The following is a 15,477-nucleotide window of genomic DNA, read 5'->3' on the forward strand; positions in this document are numbered from 1 at the left end:
CCCACGCCTTCCCATCCCGAACAGGACCGTGAAACGAACCAGCGCCGATGATAGTACGGATACCCGTGCGAAAGTAGGACACTGCCAAACACCTATTCCGACACCCCGGCTTAATCAGCCGGGGTGTTTCCTTGTGGGGGACAAGCGAATTTCAGAGAAAATCTTGAGGAATAAAGTAGGGGAGAATATGTAGCGGCGGCGAGTTGTGGTTCAGTTTATACGAGGCAAAGCAGCCAAAGGCCCTGAAAAGTTTCAGGTAGCCTTTGCTTATGCTGTATGGGGAAAACAGCGAACAGGCTTGGACTTATTTGCCTGCTGCTTTCTCAGGTGGGGCGATGGCCTTGTCGGGACTGCCGGCGGGGGGCAGGGTGGCGTTGCCGGCGTTGCGGTCCATGCGGATGTCGCCGGTATAAACGGCGCCGTCTTCCACTTGCAGCGATTGGGTGCGGATGTTGCCGGTTACCCGGGCGTTCGGCTTCAGGTGGAGCGCTGTATGACTTTTTCTATTTTGTTTGCAACAATCAAACGCCCTAACCAGTTGAAACTGGTTAGGGCGTTTGATCTCTCACTGAGAGGGTTAGGAGCTACCTGAAAAACCTGCTCAGTCGCGTTGGGTTTCGATTTGCTGCAACTCTTGCGGCTGGAGTGCGGCGGTAGGTGCAGTCGAAGCTAGATCGGATCTGCGTTTGCCGCGTGGTAGCTCAGGCTCTGCGGAGTGCTGCTCGGCGGCGGGTAGGGCAGAAGGATCGGTTTGAACCAACACTAGGCCGCCCAAATCGAAGCTGCTAGGAGGAGTGGTGGCAACTGGTGAAGATGCCACAGGCAACTCCGTGCTGGTTTCATGCTGCTGCTCGGTATGGCCAATCACAGCGGCAGTGGCGGCTTCCACAGCCTCGGCTGCTGCTTGGATAGAGGCGGCCCCTTCTTCTACTGTGCTAACAGTGGCAGCCTCGGTGCCCGCGGCTTCTTCCTGTGCGAATACAAAAGTGGGGGTGGCGGCATCGCTTTCCTCCGCTACATCCGGAATGGTGATGACCAAGGGCTGGCTGTTGTCTGCGCTGTCAGCAGGCTGCAGTACTTCGTATGCTGCGGTAGCAGGCTCTTCGGTTTGCAGCCCTAATACGACGGCGGCGGAAGCCTGCACCAGCTCGGCTTGCAGCTGGATATCGAGATATTGGATGATTTTTTGTGCCGAAGGGATGTTGCGCTGGCGGCCGCGGCCTTTGCCGTTGCGCTGACTGCCGGATTGACGGCCGCGGCCGTTGCGGCGCTCGCTACGCTCATTGTTGCGCTCGCTGCGTTCGCCGTTATCGCGTTTTTCTGCCGGAGCACGCACTTCGCTGCCGATTTCTTCGGCACTGCTTACGGCCTGCAAGTCGGCACTATCGGCTAAGGAGGCTACCTGAACGGTATTGTCTTTGCGCTGGCGGCGGCGCTGGCGCGGGTTGTTTTGCGCAGAATCGCTTTGAGCGGTTTCCGGCTGCGTTACGTTGCGCTCAAGCACTTCGGCAGCGCCTTCCCGTCGGCTGCCATTTTGGCTGCGCTGCGGGTTGCGGTTATTACGGCGGTTGCGGTTGGATTGCTGCTGGCAGTTGCGGTTGCCACCGCTACGGCTGTTGGTTTGCGGCTGGGCTTCGGTTTTGCTTTCGCTGCCGCCGAACAGTTTGGCAAACCAGGCGCCGATGCCGACGAGCAGGCCGGGTTCGGCAGGCTGTTGAACCACGGGGGCGGGACTGCTGTGCTTGATGCCTTTTACGGCCGGCTCGGGTTTGACCGGTTTGGCCTGCTGGCCAAGTTCTAGAGTAGGCTCGTCGTTTTCTGCCACTTCCACCTGTTTGTAGCTCGGTTCGGCATCATCGTCCACGTCGTCGGGGCGCACGCGGGTGATATTGTAGTGCGGGTTTTCCAGATGGGTGTTGGGAATCATCAGGATGGATACATCCAGCCGCTCTTCCAGGCCGAACAGTTCGGCGCGTTTTTCGTTGAGCAGGAAGGTGGCCACGTCCACCGGCACTTGGGCGTGCACTTCTTCGGTGTTGTCCTTCATCGCTTCTTCTTGAATGATACGCAACACATGCAGGGCGGTGGATTCAATGCCGCGGATTACGCCGGTGCCGGCGCAGCGCGGGCAGGCCACATGGCTGCTTTCGCCCAAAGAGGGGCGCAAGCGCTGGCGGGAAAGCTCAAGCAGGCCGAAGCGGGAGAGTTTGCCCATCTGCACACGGGCGCGGTCTTTCTTCAGCGCGTCGCGCAAGGTGTTTTCCACGTCGCGTTGGTGCTTGGGGTTTTCCATGTCGATGAAGTCGATCACGATTAGGCCGCCCAAGTCGCGCAGGCGCATTTGGCGCGCCACTTCTTCGGCGGCTTCCATATTGGTTTCGAAGGCGGTTTCTTCAATGTCGGCGCCGCGGGTGGAGCGGGCGGAGTTCACGTCCACGGAAACCAGCGCTTCGGTGTGGTCGATCACGATGGCGCCGCCGGAGGGCAGACTCACGGAGCGCGAGAAGGCGCTTTCAATCTGGTGCTCGATTTGGAAGCGGGAGAAGAGCGGGATGTGGTCGCTGTAGTATTTGAGCTTGCCCACGTTGTGCGGCATCACATAGCTCATGAATTCCTGCACTTGGCCGAACACTTCGCGGTTGTCGATAAGGATTTCGCCGATGTCGGAGCGGTAGTGGTCGCGGATGGCGCGGATGAGCAGTGAGCTTTCCATAAACAGCAGGTAGGGATCCTGATGCGCGTTGCCGGCTTCTTCGATGGCGCGCCACAATTGCAGCAGATAGTTGAAATCCCATTGCAGCTCTTCCACGCTGCGGCCGATGCCGGCCGTGCGGGCGATGAGGCTCATGCCGTGCGGCACGTCCAGCTGGCTCATGGCGGCTTTGAGCTCTTGGCGCTCTTCGCCTTCGATACGGCGGGAAATGCCACCGCCGCGCGGGTTGTTGGGCATGAGCACGAGATAGCGGCCGGCCAGGCTGATGAAGGTGGTGAGCGCCGCGCCTTTGTTGCCGCGTTCGTCTTTTTCCACCTGCACGATAACCTGCATGCCTTCCTGCAATACCTCTTGGATGCGGGCGCGGCCGCCTTCGTAGTCTTGGAAATAGGCGCGGGAAACTTCTTTGAAGGGGAGGAAGCCATGGCGGTCGGTGCCGTAGTCCACGAAGCAGGCTTCGAGCGAGGGCTCGATGCGGGTGATGATGCCTTTGTAGATATTGCCTTTGCGCTGTTCTTTGCCTAGCGTTTCAATATCCAAATCGAGCAGGTTTTGCCCGTCCACGATCGCCACGCGCAGCTCTTCGGCCTGGGTGGCGTTAAACAACATGCGTTTCATGATATTGCTAACCTTTTGCGTTGGTTTGCAATTCCGAAGCGTGGTAATCAGTTTGGCGATGTTCTGCCGCCGCTTGGGGCTACCTGAAAAACCGAGCGGCGTATGCGTTCGGGATGGCGGCCGGCTTGGGCGCGGCGGGCGGAAATCGGTAAAGAAGGAATGAAAGAACGAGGGCTGTGGCATGGCTGCCGCACGGCCGCTGACTGGCGGCGGGTGATTTAAAGCTGCCGGAAGCATGGCCAGCGCTGCGTATTCGGACGCGGCGGCAGGGTGCCTGCGGCGGATAAAATTCGGTATGCGATCTTCTTTATGCCCGGCAGCAGGGCGGCGGCGCTGTGCCGCGTCTTGGGCCGCTGTGGCTGCCGGAGCGGTGAAACTCAATTACTCTTTAATTTGCCTGAAATTAACGGCAGGCAAAGGAAAGCCGTTCGGAATTGTCTTTTTACGATAAAATAAACAGTAATAATAAACTTGCTGAAAGCGGCGGCTACTTTCGCTTCGGCTTCGTTGGGTGGCGCAGAATGTTTGCCGCGCCGCATGTTTGAACTTCGTGAAGCCCGTTTTTCAGGTAGCCTCAAGCGCTCTCCCAGCAAGAAGCGGATTATAGAGAAAATGCCAGCAATTAGCAAAAATTCAGTTAATTATTTAACCATTGACGAAGCCGCCGCCGGCCAGCGTCTGGATAACTTTTTAATCCGGCAGCTCAAGGGCGTGCCCAAAAGCCATATCCACCGCATCATCCGCGGCGGCGAAGTGCGTGTGAACAAAAAACGCGCGGCCGCTGACAGCCGCTTGGCCGCGGGCGACGAAGTGCGCATTCCGCCTGTGCGGCTGGCGCAGAAAACCGAGCAGCAGGCCGCCGTGCCGCCGCGCGAGTTTGAAATTGTGTTTGAAGACGAGCATTTGCTGGTGGTGGACAAGCCTTCAGGCGTGGCGGTGCACGGCGGCAGCGGCGTGAGTTTCGGCGTGATCGAGCAGCTGCGCCGCGCCCGGCCGCAGGCGCGCTATTTGGAATTGGTGCACCGGCTGGACAAGGATACCAGCGGGCTGTTGGTGGTGGCCAAGCGGCGCAGCGCGCTGGTGAAGCTGCACGAAGCTTGGCGCAACGACCAGCCGAAGAAGGTGTATTTGGCGCTGGGCGTGGGCGCGTGGCCGCAGGAGGTGCGGCAGGTGAAGCTGCCGCTGTTTAAATACACCGGCGCGGCGGGCGAGAAGATGGTGCGCGTGAGCGAAGAAGGGCAGAGCGCACACACGCTGTTTCGCGAATTGGAGCGGTTTGGCGGCACGCCGCTGCATGCGGTGGGGCTTTCCGCGTTGAGCCTGATGGAGGCCACGCTGCGCACCGGTCGCACGCACCAAATCCGCGTGCACATGCAGTCGCAAAGCTGCCCCATTGCCGGCGACGAGCGCTACGGCGACTACACCGCCAACCGCCGCCTGAAAAAGCTCGGCCTCAAGCGCATGTTTCTGCACGCGCACCGCTTGGAGCTGGCGCACCCGGCAAGCGGCGAAACACTGGTGCTGACCGCGCCGCTGCCGGAGGAATTGCAGCAGGTGTTGGCAAACCTGCGGCAGGGTGCAGCGCAGGATGAGGCTACCTGAAAAATGGCGGCTCGTTGTTTCGGAGGTTCGTTTTCGGTTTTCAGGTGGCCTGTTAGCCGTTTGACAAGAAAGGAAAAAAGGAAAATATGCAGCAAAACAATCAATCGCCCAAATTCAAAGTGATCCTGCCCGAGGGCTTTTCTTTGGAACGCCCGAAGCAGGTTATTACCCAGCCTGCCGACAGCGGCCGCGCGGATATTGAGGAAATCATCCGGCAGGAGCGGGTGTGCCGAGAAGCCGAGGCGGAGGCAGACGAGCTGATGTTGAACATGCTGCGCGGTGCGGGGCGCGGTTTGAAGTAGGGCGGCGGAAGGGCTACCTGAAAAATGGGAATGGCGGTTTTGCCGTGTTGCCGTTGCGTTTGGTTTTGCGGAAATTTGCGGAGTTGGTTTTCAGGTAGCCTCTGGCGGCGGGGAGGCTACCTGAAAAGTGAGCGGCATGGCAGGAGAGGTTGATGCAAAAAGCTTTTTATTTGAGCGTGTGGCGTTCTTTGGGATGGCTGATGCTTGGCGCGATGTTAATCATGGTGGTGAGCGCCGTGTTTTTTAGTGTGATACTGGGCAGTGTGATGCTGGGCATGCCGATATCAGAGCTTTGGTTTGTGCTGCTGGCGGCGGAGCTGCCGGTATTGCTTGTTGTGGTGTTTGTTTTGTTTCGGCAGCCGGTGATCCGCATGGATAATCGGGGCATTGAGGTAAACGATGTGTTGTTGCTGTCCTCGCAGCGGCGCAAATGGTCGGTGAGCTGGCAGGCGGTGTCGGATATTTTTATTTACAAGGTTGTTCCCCGCGAAGGCTTGAAGGATCACTATTATGTGAAGGTGGCTTATGACGGCGAGGAATGCCTGATACATTCCAGCGCGGTAATCCGGGAGGGCGCGCGGGCTGTGCGCGATGAATTGCTGTCGGCGTGGTTGGATTACCGAATCGGTGTGTCCCGCCGAACTCCTTATACGGCACAAACGCTATACCGCATCCATCTTGGAGAGCTCAATGGTTTGATTCGGCAGATGGTGCAATCGACAAAATTTGTGTGGCAGAAGTCGCCGGAATGTTCCAGAAACTTACGGGCAAGATTTGTGTTCCGGCATGATTTTTTCAGCAGGGAGGCCTTTGATCTGGTTTACGATGAGAAATGGGGCAAGCTGGGCATTTGGCAAAAAGACAGCCGCCTTCCGCCAAAAAATCTGCCTGCGATTGAGGCGGAAATGGTTTATCTGCTCAACTGTTATCTGTTTTTGTGGAAACACCCCGAGCGCGAGGAAGTGGTTTTTTCATGAGTAGATGACTTGGCGGCAGAGGGTGTGAACCATAGCGAATTAAAATAAGAATGCTATTGCATTGGCTCGCTGCCTTGCCTCTTCTTAATTTGAATCCGCTATATCTTGCAGCCGATGTTTTCAGGTAGCCTCAGACGGCGGAGGAGGCTACCTGAAAAATAAGAATGACGTTTCTCTACATTATTGCTGTATTTTCAGGTAGCCTTTGGCGGGCATGATTTGGGCAAAAAAATGAAGCGGAAGATTTATTTCAGCTGGTGGCATTCCCTGCCTTTGCTGTTGCTGGGCGGGTTTGCTGCGCTTTTCTGCTGCGGCTTGCTGTATATGGCGGCAGCGGGAGAGGCAGTGTTCGGGAGCGCGAGCGGCTGGTTTTTGCTGCTGCGCAAGCCGGTGATTTCGATGGATGAGCAAGGCATTACGGTACATGATGCGCTCAATTTTTCAGATAAGCACCGCCGTTGGTCTGCCCGATGGGACAATATCACAGAGGTGGGTTGGGGCGAGGAAGAGCTGAAAAAACAGCATCCTTTCCTCGGCCTGCTGTTCCGGCCGCGCATTGGGGTGCGGATTAAACGCCGCCATGTGGCGTATGGCGAGCGGCACGATTATGTGGTGGTGTCCAGCAGCCTGATGCAGGGTCGGGAGAAAGGCGTGCGGCAGGCCGTGCTGGCCGGGTGGCGGCGCTATAAAGCCGGCATCTCGGATAAAATCCCCTACACCGCAGAAACGCTTTACCGCATCCGCCAAGAAGATTTCGCCACTCTGATTTGGCATTTGGACGAAACGCCCCAATTCATGCTGTTGGATTTGGAACAAGGCGTGCCCACCAAGCATGATTTGGTGTATCGCTACCAATTCAAGCAGCTATTTAGAAACGAAAAGCTGAAAATCCATTACAATAGGCCGCAACGGCAATTGAAGATTACTCAGGAAGACGGCGTGAGTGCGCCGAAACATCTGCCTGCCATTGAGGCGGAAATGCTGCGCATCGTGAATCTATATTTATATGACTGATTGCAGTATTCCAGGCTCATCAAATTGATTGTGCAACCAACTGATTGAAAGAAACCATTATGTCCCAATACGTCTATTCCATGCTGCGCGTGAGCAAGGTTGTTCCGCCGCAGAAAACCATCATCAAAGACATTTCCCTGTCCTTTTTCCCCGGCGCGAAAATCGGCCTGCTCGGCTTGAACGGCGCAGGCAAATCCACCGTGCTGCGGATTATGGCGGGCGTGGATAAGGAATTTGAGGGTGAAGCCGTGCCGATGGGCGGCATCAAAATCGGCTATCTGCCGCAAGAGCCGGAGCTCGACCCCGAAAAAACCGTGCGCGAGGAAGTGGAAAGCGGTTTGGGCGAAGTGGCCGCCGCGCAGAAGCGTTTGGAAGAAGTCTATGCCGAGTACGCCAATCCCGATGCGGATTTCGACGCGCTGGCGGAAGAGCAGGGCCGCTTGGAAGCGATTATTGCGGCAGGTTCGTCCACAGGCGGCGGTGCGGAACACGAATTGGAAATCGCCGCCGACGCGCTGAGGCTACCTGAATGGGATGCCAAAATCGGCAATCTTTCGGGCGGTGAAAAACGCCGCGTCGCTTTGTGCAAACTCTTGTTGAGCAAGCCCGATATGCTGCTGCTGGACGAGCCGACCAACCACTTGGACGCGGAATCGGTCGAATGGCTGGAGCAATTCCTCGTGCGCTTCCCCGGCACGGTGGTTGCGGTAACGCATGACCGCTATTTCCTCGACAACGCCGCCGAATGGATTTTGGAACTCGACCGCGGACACGGTATTCCGTGGAAAGGCAATTACTCGTCTTGGCTGGAACAAAAGGAAAAACGCCTGGAAAACGAAGCCAAATCCGAAGCCGCGCGTGTGAAGGCGATGAAGCAGGAATTGGAATGGGTGCGCCAAAATGCCAAAGGCCGCCAAGCCAAGTCTAAAGCGCGTCTGGCGCGTTTCGAGGAAATGAGCAACTACGAATACCAAAAACGCAACGAAACGCAGGAAATCTTTATTCCCGTTGCCGAGCGTTTGGGTAACGAAGTGATTGAATTTGTGAACGTTTCCAAATCGTTCGGCGACAAAGTGCTGATTGACGATTTGAGCTTCAAAGTGCCTGCGGGCGCGATTGTCGGCATCATCGGCCCGAACGGCGCGGGTAAATCGACGCTGTTCAAAATGATTTCAGGCAAAGAGCAGCCTGATTCAGGCGAAGTCAAAATCGGTCAGACCGTGAAAATGTCCTTAATCGACCAAAGCCGCGAAGGTTTGCAAAACGACAAAACCGTGTTCGACAACATCGCCGAAGGACGCGACATTTTGCAGGTCGGGCAGTTTGAAATCCCCGCCCGCCAATATTTGGGACGCTTCAACTTTAAAGGCAGCGACCAAAGCAAAATCGCGGGGCAGCTTTCCGGCGGCGAACGCGGACGTTTGCACTTGGCAAAAACCTTGTTGAGCGGCGGCAATGTGTTGCTGCTGGACGAACCGTCCAACGACCTCGACGTGGAAACCCTGCGCGCGCTGGAAGACGCATTGCTGGAATTTGCCGGCAGTGTGATGGTGATTTCGCACGACCGCTGGTTCCTCGACCGCATCGCCACGCACATTTTGGCTTGCGAAGGCGATTCCAAATGGGTATTCTTCGACGGCAACTATCAGGAATACGAAGCCGACAAGAAACGCCGACTCGGCGAAGAGGGCGCGAAACCGAAACGCATCCGCTATAAGCCGGTAACACGCTAAGCGTCAAGAGGCTACCTGAAAAATCAGCCGAACGGTTTTCAGGTAGCCTCAATCAATCAGTAAAACAAAAGGATAAGCATGAACTGGCAGCAACTGCTCAGCACCAAACGCTTCAAGCCCGAAAACGGCCAGCTGGTGGCCACCGTTACCCCCTCCAGCCAGGAAGGTGCCGACGCCCTGCGCACCGATTTCCACATCGATTACGACCGCGTGGTGTTTTCCGGAGCGTTTCGGCGGCTCGGGCGCAAAACCCAAGTGCACCCCTTCGCCGAACACGACCACACCCACAACCGCCTCACCCACAGCGTGGAAGTGGCCAGCGTGGGGCGCAGCCTGGGCAACCGCGTGGGCGTGATGCTGGCCAAGGGCGGTTTCCTGCCGCCGGGCAACACCCCCTCCGACATCGGCGCCGTGGTGCAGGTGGCTTGCCTCGCGCACGACATGGGCAACCCGCCCTTCGGCCACACCGGCGAAGACGCCCTGCGCGACTGGTTCCGCGACCCCGCCCACGCAGGCTACCTGAAAAACCTCGCCGAAGCCGAACGCCGCGACGTGCAAACTTATGAGGGCAACGCCCACAGCCTGCGCATCCTCTCCAACCTCGAAATGTACCGCCACCGCGGCGGCATGCGCCTCACTGCCGCCTCCATCGGCGCCCTGCTCAAATACCCCTGGACCACCTCCGCGCCGCAGGGCTTAAAAAAATTCAATATCTACCAAACCGAGCTGCCGTTTATCGAATGCGTGGCCGCCGAGCTGGGGCTGCCCGAAATCGGCCCGCACCACTGGAGCCGCCACCCGCTCTCCTACCTGATGGAAGCCGCCGACGACATCTGCTACGCCCTCTTAGACCTGGAAGACGCTGTCGAGCTCGGCCTCTTGGACGACCGCGAAGTGGAAAACGTATTGCAAGGCATGGTGCACACCCAAGTGAACAAAGTTTGGCCCGAGCAATCCGCCCGCCAGCGCTGCGCCATGCTGCGCGGCATGGCCATCGGCCGCGCCATCGACGATATGGCGCAAACCTTCATGCTGCACCATGCCGACCTGCTCGCCGGCAGCTTTCAAGGCAAAGACCTGCTCGGCGTGTGCACCCCCGAAGTGCGCGACACGCTGGAGCAGGCCAAAGAGCTGGCGCGCACCCGCGTGTTCCGCCACCAAAGCAAGCTCATCACCGAGATTGCCGCCTTTCCCTGCATCGGCTCGATTCTAAACCTGCTGGTGCCTGCCGCCTTCGCCTACATCACCGAGCGGCAGGTGAGCGCCCGCCAATCGCTCGCCCTCGAGCTTTTGCGCGACGACCCGCTGAACGAACACGACACGCTCTACGTCGCCTACATGAAAATCCTCGATTTCGTGGGCGGTATGACCGACAACGCCGCCGCACGGCTGGCGCGCGAAGTGTCGGGCATCGGGATGCTCTAGCCGTTTGGGCGCAGGGATAGAAGGCTACCTGAAAACGCCGCACTCGTTTTCAGGTAGCCTTTATAGGTCGAAAATTGGGACAGAAACAGATAGAAATATGATGTGGCGGCGTGATGCGCCCAACCCGTCCGCCAAATAAAAGGCTACCTGAAACCTTGCTCGGGTTTTCAGGTAGCCTTTTTCGGGGAAACCGTTATTGGTGGTGCATGCAGTGCCGCATCCATTCCTGCCGCTGCTGCGGGGTGAGGATTTGCAGCAGGGCGTGCTGGGCGCGCAGGTTTTCCACTTCGCGCTGCATCTGCGGTGCGTATTTTTCGTTCACATAATGCCGCGCCATATTGTCGTCGAACACCGGGCCGGCCAGCACCAGGTTGGAAGCCTGCGTGGTGTATTGGCGCAGGTTGCGCGATTGCGCCACCCGGTTGTCGAGCCGCTGGCGGTATTCGGCGCGCACTTGGCGCATCTGCTCCTGCTGGCTGCTGCTGAGCGAGAGTTGGCGCATGTCGCAAGGGCCGTCTGCCCAAGCCGCAGAGCCGGCGGCCAGCATCACGGAAGCGAAAAAACAGCGGCAGAGAGCCTGCCGGCGGGGAAATAAGCGCTGAGTCATGATAACTCTTTGATCCAGTATAACTGTATAAATGTGCAGCCAGTATACGAATGGCGGCGTGAAACACGGTATAATTCGAGTAAACCTGTGTAAACCATATTGTGATGCGGAACATGGCGTTTTTGGCACAATATGCGCTTAATTATAGCACCCAACCATCTAAGAGAGCACAACCATGACCGACTACCGTATCGCCCCGAGCATTTTATCCGCCGATTTCGCCCGCTTGGGCGAAGAAGTGTGGAATGTGATTGCCGCCGGCGCCGACTGGATCCATTTCGACGTGATGGACAACCATTATGTGCCCAACCTCACCTTCGGGCCGATGGTGTGCGCCGCGCTCAAGCCCTATGCCACCGTGCCGATTGATGTGCACCTGATGGTGGAGCCGGTGGACGCGATGATTCAGGCCTTCGCCGAAGCCGGTGCCGACATCATCACCTTCCACCCCGAAGCCAGCCGCCATATCGACCGCAGCCTGAGCCTGATCCGCGATAGCGGCTGCCGCGCCGGGCTGGTGCTCAACCCCGCCACGCCGGTGTATGTGCTGGAAAACGTGTTGGACAAAATCGACTTGGTGCTGCTGATGTCGGTAAACCCCGGTTTCGGCGGGCAGAAATTCATCCCGCACACGCTGGAGAAAATCCGCCAAGTGCGCTCGCTCACCGACCTCTACGCCGCCGAAAGCGGTCGCCGCATCCTGATTGAGGTGGACGGCGGCATCAAAGCCGGCAACATCGCCGAAGCCGCCGCCGCCGGCGCGGATACCTTTGTGGCCGGCTCCGCCATCTTCAGCCAGCCCGACTACGCGGCGGTGATTCAAGAAATGCGCGCACAGCTCGCCAAAGCAGGCGCATAGGCTACCTGAAAAATCCTTGCAACACGAAGCGCATAGAAGCACATAAAAGGCTACCTGAAAAATATCTGGACACATTTTTCAGGTAGCCTTTATCTCGCCCGCTGTTTGCCCCGAATATGGAAACGGGATACCATCGGCCTGCTTTGTAAACAGCAAAAAAGGAAAACAGCATGAAAATCCTATTGTTAGACGGCGGAAAGCGCTTCGGCTCTTCCGAAGGCCGCCTCAACCACACCTTGCATCAAACCGCTAAAGACGTTTTGAGCGCCAACGGCCACGCTACCCAAGAAACCGTAATCGACCAAGGCTACGACACCGCCGCGGAAATCGAAAAATTCCTGTGGATGGATGCCGTGGTGTGGCAGATGCCCGGCTGGTGGATGCACGAGCCGTGGACAGTAAAAAAATACATCGACGAAGTGTTTACCTTCGGCTACGACAAGCTCTGGCAAAGCGACGGCCGACATCGCGCCAACCCCACCGAAGGCTACGGCAGCGGCGGTCTGCTACAAGGCCGCAAACACATGCTCTCGCTCACTTGGAACGCGCCTATCGAAGCCTTCACCCGCCCCGGCGACTTCTTCGAAGGTGCGGGCGTGGACGGCGTATACCTGCATTTCCACAAAGCCAACGAATTTCTGGGCAGCACGCGCCTGCCCACGTTTATCTGCAACGACGTGATCAAAAACCCGCAGGTAGAGCAATATATTGCGAACTATACCGCGCACTTGAACCAAGTGTTCGGTCGGGCATAATCTGCCCAGATTGTCTGCAAACCAACATCAGGCTACCTGAAAATGTATCCGAACATTTTTCAGGTAGCCTTTGCTTTGCCAGAAGCATATCGGAAAGGGCCGGGCGCTCATTCCCCCGCAATCCGCTGCTGCCGCGCCGCCGCCTTCTCCACGCAAGCTGCCGGCATGAAAGACAGCCCTCGCCGGCCAAAACGTGTATAATCGCGCCCCTTTATCACACAACCACTTATTAAAAAAGGAAAAACCATGAAACCCGATACCCCGCAACGCTACGGCACCCTCACCCGCATCCTGCACTGGGGCATGGCCGCCTGCTATCTCTTTATGTTCGGCACCGCCATCGCCTGGAATGCCAACCAAAGCCTGATGATGAGCCTGATCGGCCCGCACAAGGCCGCCGGCTTCCTGCTGATGTTCCTCGCCGTTTGCCGCGTGCTGTGGGCGCTGCTACAACGCAACCGCCGCCCGGCCAACAACATCGCCGCCAAGCTCGGCCATTGGGCGCTGTATGCCCTGATGCTGGCCGTGCCTGCCCTCGGCATTGCCCGCCAAATCGGCCGCGAGCAGGGCAGGCAAGCCTTGGTGGAGCTGGGCAACCAGCTGCACGGCGAGCTGGCTTTCGTGCTGCTGGCGCTGGTGGCCGGGCATATTGCCATGGTGATTATCCATGCTGTGAAGGGCGAATCCGTGCTGCACCGGATGTATGGCAACCCCTGATTGCAACGGTTTGAATCTTTGCATACACAAACGGCCGCGGTGCAGATACCGTGGCCGTTTGTTTTTCAGGTAGCCTGTTGTGCTGCAGGGGCTACCTGAAAAATGGTTTGCATCGGCGGGCTCGATATTTCTGGCTTCGCGGAGCTTCTTCTACGGCATTGCAGCGGCATTTTCAGGTAGCCTTCCCGTGGCAGAGGCTACCTGAAAATCTTTCAGCCCGCGCGTTTCGTATTCCCATAAACCTCCCGCATAATCTGTGTCAGCCAGTCAAACACCCTTAACACACGCACCGACGTTACCGTGCGCTGCGGGCGGTACACATAAAGCTGCCACGGGCGGCGGGGAATTTCGGGGAAAAGTTCCACCAGTTCGCCTTTTTGCAGATGGGGGCGGCACAAAAAATCGGTGGTATAGCAGACCACGTCGCCTGAAAGCGCGGCGGCAAGCTCGTTGCGGGTGTCGTCGGTAATTAGGCGGATGTTTTTCGGGAAAACGTGCAAATCAGGGTTTATCGGCCAGCCCCACGGGCGGTTGGTGTCGGCGTTTATGAGCGACGACGCGGGAAAGCGGGCGGCGAGTTCGTCCAGCGTTTTGGGCGTGCCGTGGCGGGCAAGATAGGCGGGCGAGGCGACGATTTTGTCGGCAGTGTCGCAGATTTTGCGGACAATCATCAAGTCTTCGGCTTCAATGCCGACGCGGATGCCGATGTCGATTTGGTTTTCCACCGCGTTGAGCTTGGAATCGTTGCCGCGCCAGTCCAGATAAAGCTCGGGATAATCGGCACATTTTGCCAACAGAAGCGGCAAAATTTCGCTATGCTGCAAAAGCTGCGGCACGGTAATGCGCACAATCCCGCGCATTTCGTCTTCCGTTTTTGCGGCGGCAAACAGGTTTTCACTCTCGGCAAGCAAAGCCTGCGCACGCGGCAAAAATTCTGCGCCAAATTCGGTCAGACGGATATTGCGCGTGTTGCGGGTAAAAAGCTGCTCGCCCAAAGCGGTTTCCAATTCGGCAATCACCCGCGTAACCACCTGCGGGGAAACAGACAGGCGCAAGGCGGTTTCGCGAAATTGCAGGGTCTCGGCGGCGGAGCAGAAGTGTTTTAGGGCGTTGAGTTTGTCCATTTTCGGCTTTCTGTCGGGCAGTGGACGCCTGAGAGGCTACCTGAAAATATTTCAGGTAGCCTTTCGTGAAATGATTATTCCATATTTGCGAATCCACAATTCCGATTTTATTCATTGTCCCAACCCCAGTCCACCCCTATAATGCACCCATTCCGATAAACAACAGCTTAGGAGCTACCCCATGAAAACATTCGCAAAAAAATCTTTCCTGAAAACCGCCGCCGCTGCCGCCGTTGCGCTCACCTTGTCCGCTCCCGCGCTGGCAGACGTTAGCATTACCCCGATGAAAGGAGTCCAAACCATGCAGCTTACCCAAGAATGGGACAAAATTTTCCCGCAATCCAATAAAGTGGAACACCACAAAGTTACCTTCCGCAACCGCTACGGCATCACGCTGGTTGGCGATTTGTATGTGCCCAAAAACATCCGCCCGGGTTAAAAACTGCCCGCAATTGCCGTTGCCGGTGCGTTTGGTGCAGTAAAAGAGCAGTCGGCAGGTATCTATGCCCAATCTATGGCGGAACGCGGTTTTGTAACCTTGGCGTTTGACCCGTCCTACCTGGGCGAATCCGGCGGCGAGCCTCGCAATATGGCATCTCCCGACATCAACACCGAAGACTTTTCCGCTGCCGTTGATTTTCTCGGCCTGCAAAACTTCGTAAACCGCGACAAAATCGGTATTTTGGGCATTTGCGGTTGGGGCGGCATGGCCTTGAACGCCGCCGTGAACGACACCCGTATCAAAGCGGTTGCCACCAGCACCATGTATGACATGACCCGCATCATGGCAAACGGCTATGAAATCAATATGAAACAAAACGCCCAAGGCGGCTACGACCGCACCCAGCCGCAAACCGCCGAAGCGCGTTACCAAATGAAAGTGCAGTTGAACAACGGTCGTTGGGAATGCGCCATTGCGGTAAGCGGTCAGGGCGTCATTTACGCTGTATTCGCCGCTTAGGAAGTCATGGGCTAAATCAACGCGGGTATAGCGGAAGCCAACAACTTCATCCATTTGGGAAAAGTTATAA

15 protein-coding genes and 1 rRNA gene are annotated in these 15,477 nt (G+C 57.2%); 12 read left to right on the top strand and 4 right to left on the bottom strand.

The annotated features are described in order from the left end of the window. Positions 1-90 (top strand): 5S ribosomal RNA (gene rrf, locus A7P95_RS12515); the annotation flags it as partial. 214 nt (positions 91-304) lie between these two features. Here the strand turns inward: rrf and A7P95_RS12360 are convergent. Continuing rightward, entirely contained in the window at positions 305-430 is a 126-nt protein-coding gene (locus tag A7P95_RS12360; protein ID WP_281179419.1) for a hypothetical protein, read from the bottom strand. A 171-nt stretch (positions 431-601) separates the two neighbouring features. Continuing rightward, the gene (locus A7P95_RS09145; RefSeq protein ID WP_067594339.1) at positions 602-3,331 is read right to left on the bottom strand and encodes an Rne/Rng family ribonuclease; all 2,730 of its coding nucleotides are present in this window, start codon (positions 3,329-3,331) and stop codon (positions 602-604) included. Between the two features lie 612 nt (positions 3,332-3,943). Between A7P95_RS09145 and A7P95_RS09150 the strand changes: the two genes are divergently transcribed. The 6 genes from A7P95_RS09150 (at position 3,944) to A7P95_RS09175 (ending at position 10,384) form a co-directional block, all read left to right on the top strand. Beyond that, positions 3,944-4,933, top strand: a complete 990-nt coding sequence (locus A7P95_RS09150; protein WP_067594343.1) for an RluA family pseudouridine synthase — start codon at positions 3,944-3,946, stop codon at positions 4,931-4,933. Positions 4,934-5,019: 86 nt separating this feature from the next. Next, positions 5,020-5,235, top strand: coding sequence for a hypothetical protein (locus A7P95_RS09155; protein ID WP_067594346.1), 216 nt, complete (start codon positions 5,020-5,022; stop codon positions 5,233-5,235). 152 nt (positions 5,236-5,387) lie between these two features. Then, on the top strand, positions 5,388-6,212 hold the full coding sequence (locus tag A7P95_RS09160; protein WP_067594349.1) for a hypothetical protein: 825 nt from the start codon (positions 5,388-5,390) through the stop codon (positions 6,210-6,212). A 231-nt stretch (positions 6,213-6,443) separates the two neighbouring features. Then, a complete protein-coding gene (locus A7P95_RS09165; RefSeq protein ID WP_156503570.1) occupies positions 6,444-7,226 on the top strand; it encodes a hypothetical protein in 783 nt (260 codons plus the stop codon). A 56-nt stretch (positions 7,227-7,282) separates the two neighbouring features. After that, the gene (ettA, locus tag A7P95_RS09170) at positions 7,283-8,959 is read left to right on the top strand and encodes an energy-dependent translational throttle protein EttA (RefSeq protein WP_156503571.1); all 1,677 of its coding nucleotides are present in this window, start codon (positions 7,283-7,285) and stop codon (positions 8,957-8,959) included. Positions 8,960-9,037: 78 nt separating this feature from the next. Further along, entirely contained in the window at positions 9,038-10,384 is a 1,347-nt protein-coding gene (locus A7P95_RS09175; RefSeq protein WP_067594355.1) for a deoxyguanosinetriphosphate triphosphohydrolase, read from the top strand. 193 nt (positions 10,385-10,577) lie between these two features. Here the strand turns inward: A7P95_RS09175 and A7P95_RS09180 are convergent, their stop codons facing one another. Next, positions 10,578-10,991, bottom strand: a complete 414-nt coding sequence (locus A7P95_RS09180; protein ID WP_067594358.1) for a Spy/CpxP family protein refolding chaperone — start codon at positions 10,989-10,991, stop codon at positions 10,578-10,580. A gap of 175 nt (positions 10,992-11,166) precedes the next feature. Here A7P95_RS09180 and rpe point away from each other — a divergent pair, with 175 nt between their 5' ends. The 3 genes from rpe to A7P95_RS09195 all read left to right on the top strand — a co-directional run bounded on the left by rpe (position 11,167) and on the right by A7P95_RS09195 (position 13,322). Then, positions 11,167-11,850, top strand: coding sequence for a ribulose-phosphate 3-epimerase (gene rpe / locus A7P95_RS09185; RefSeq protein WP_067594361.1), 684 nt, complete (start codon positions 11,167-11,169; stop codon positions 11,848-11,850). Positions 11,851-12,020: 170 nt separating this feature from the next. After that, positions 12,021-12,605: an NAD(P)H-dependent oxidoreductase gene (locus tag A7P95_RS09190; RefSeq protein WP_067594364.1), complete on the top strand. Its 585-nt coding sequence runs from the start codon at positions 12,021-12,023 to the stop codon at positions 12,603-12,605. Between the two features lie 246 nt (positions 12,606-12,851). Then, positions 12,852-13,322: a cytochrome b gene (locus A7P95_RS09195; RefSeq protein WP_067594367.1), complete on the top strand. Its 471-nt coding sequence runs from the start codon at positions 12,852-12,854 to the stop codon at positions 13,320-13,322. A 212-nt stretch (positions 13,323-13,534) separates the two neighbouring features. Here A7P95_RS09195 and A7P95_RS09200 read toward each other — a convergent pair whose 3' ends face one another. Further along, on the bottom strand, positions 13,535-14,446 hold the full coding sequence (locus A7P95_RS09200; RefSeq protein WP_067594370.1) for a LysR family transcriptional regulator: 912 nt from the start codon (positions 14,444-14,446) through the stop codon (positions 13,535-13,537). Positions 14,447-14,627: 181 nt separating this feature from the next. Between A7P95_RS09200 and A7P95_RS12250 the strand changes: the two genes are divergently transcribed. After that, positions 14,628-14,885, top strand: coding sequence for a hypothetical protein (locus A7P95_RS12250; protein ID WP_245636598.1), 258 nt, complete (start codon positions 14,628-14,630; stop codon positions 14,883-14,885). A 75-nt stretch (positions 14,886-14,960) separates the two neighbouring features. Then, complete coding sequence (locus A7P95_RS12255) at positions 14,961-15,407, top strand: alpha/beta hydrolase (RefSeq protein ID WP_245636599.1); 447 nt, start codon at positions 14,961-14,963, stop codon at positions 15,405-15,407. The last annotated feature ends 70 nt before the right edge of the window (positions 15,408-15,477 follow it).

This window comes from Eikenella longinqua (genome assembly GCF_001648355.1).
Lineage (GTDB): Bacteria > Pseudomonadota > Gammaproteobacteria > Burkholderiales > Neisseriaceae > Eikenella > Eikenella longinqua.

Excerpts from the sequence above, each read along its gene's own strand:
- A7P95_RS09145 (WP_067594339.1), bottom strand. The coding sequence starts at position 3,331 with ATGAAACGCATGTTGTTTAACGCCACCCAGGCCGAAGAGCTGCGCGTG.
- A7P95_RS09150 (WP_067594343.1), top strand. The coding sequence starts at position 3,944 with ATGCCAGCAATTAGCAAAAATTCAGTTAATTATTTAACCATTGACGAA.
- A7P95_RS09155 (WP_067594346.1), top strand. The coding sequence starts at position 5,020 with ATGCAGCAAAACAATCAATCGCCCAAATTCAAAGTGATCCTGCCCGAG.
- A7P95_RS09160 (WP_067594349.1), top strand. The coding sequence starts at position 5,388 with ATGCAAAAAGCTTTTTATTTGAGCGTGTGGCGTTCTTTGGGATGGCTG.
- A7P95_RS09165 (WP_156503570.1), top strand. The coding sequence starts at position 6,444 with ATGAAGCGGAAGATTTATTTCAGCTGGTGGCATTCCCTGCCTTTGCTG.
- A7P95_RS09175 (WP_067594355.1), top strand. The coding sequence starts at position 9,038 with ATGAACTGGCAGCAACTGCTCAGCACCAAACGCTTCAAGCCCGAAAAC.
- A7P95_RS09180 (WP_067594358.1), bottom strand. The coding sequence starts at position 10,991 with ATGACTCAGCGCTTATTTCCCCGCCGGCAGGCTCTCTGCCGCTGTTTT.
- rpe (WP_067594361.1), top strand. The coding sequence starts at position 11,167 with ATGACCGACTACCGTATCGCCCCGAGCATTTTATCCGCCGATTTCGCC.
- A7P95_RS09190 (WP_067594364.1), top strand. The coding sequence starts at position 12,021 with ATGAAAATCCTATTGTTAGACGGCGGAAAGCGCTTCGGCTCTTCCGAA.
- A7P95_RS09195 (WP_067594367.1), top strand. The coding sequence starts at position 12,852 with ATGAAACCCGATACCCCGCAACGCTACGGCACCCTCACCCGCATCCTG.
- A7P95_RS09200 (WP_067594370.1), bottom strand. The coding sequence starts at position 14,446 with ATGGACAAACTCAACGCCCTAAAACACTTCTGCTCCGCCGCCGAGACC.
- A7P95_RS12250 (WP_245636598.1), top strand. The coding sequence starts at position 14,628 with ATGAAAACATTCGCAAAAAAATCTTTCCTGAAAACCGCCGCCGCTGCC.
- A7P95_RS12255 (WP_245636599.1), top strand. The coding sequence starts at position 14,961 with ATGGCGGAACGCGGTTTTGTAACCTTGGCGTTTGACCCGTCCTACCTG.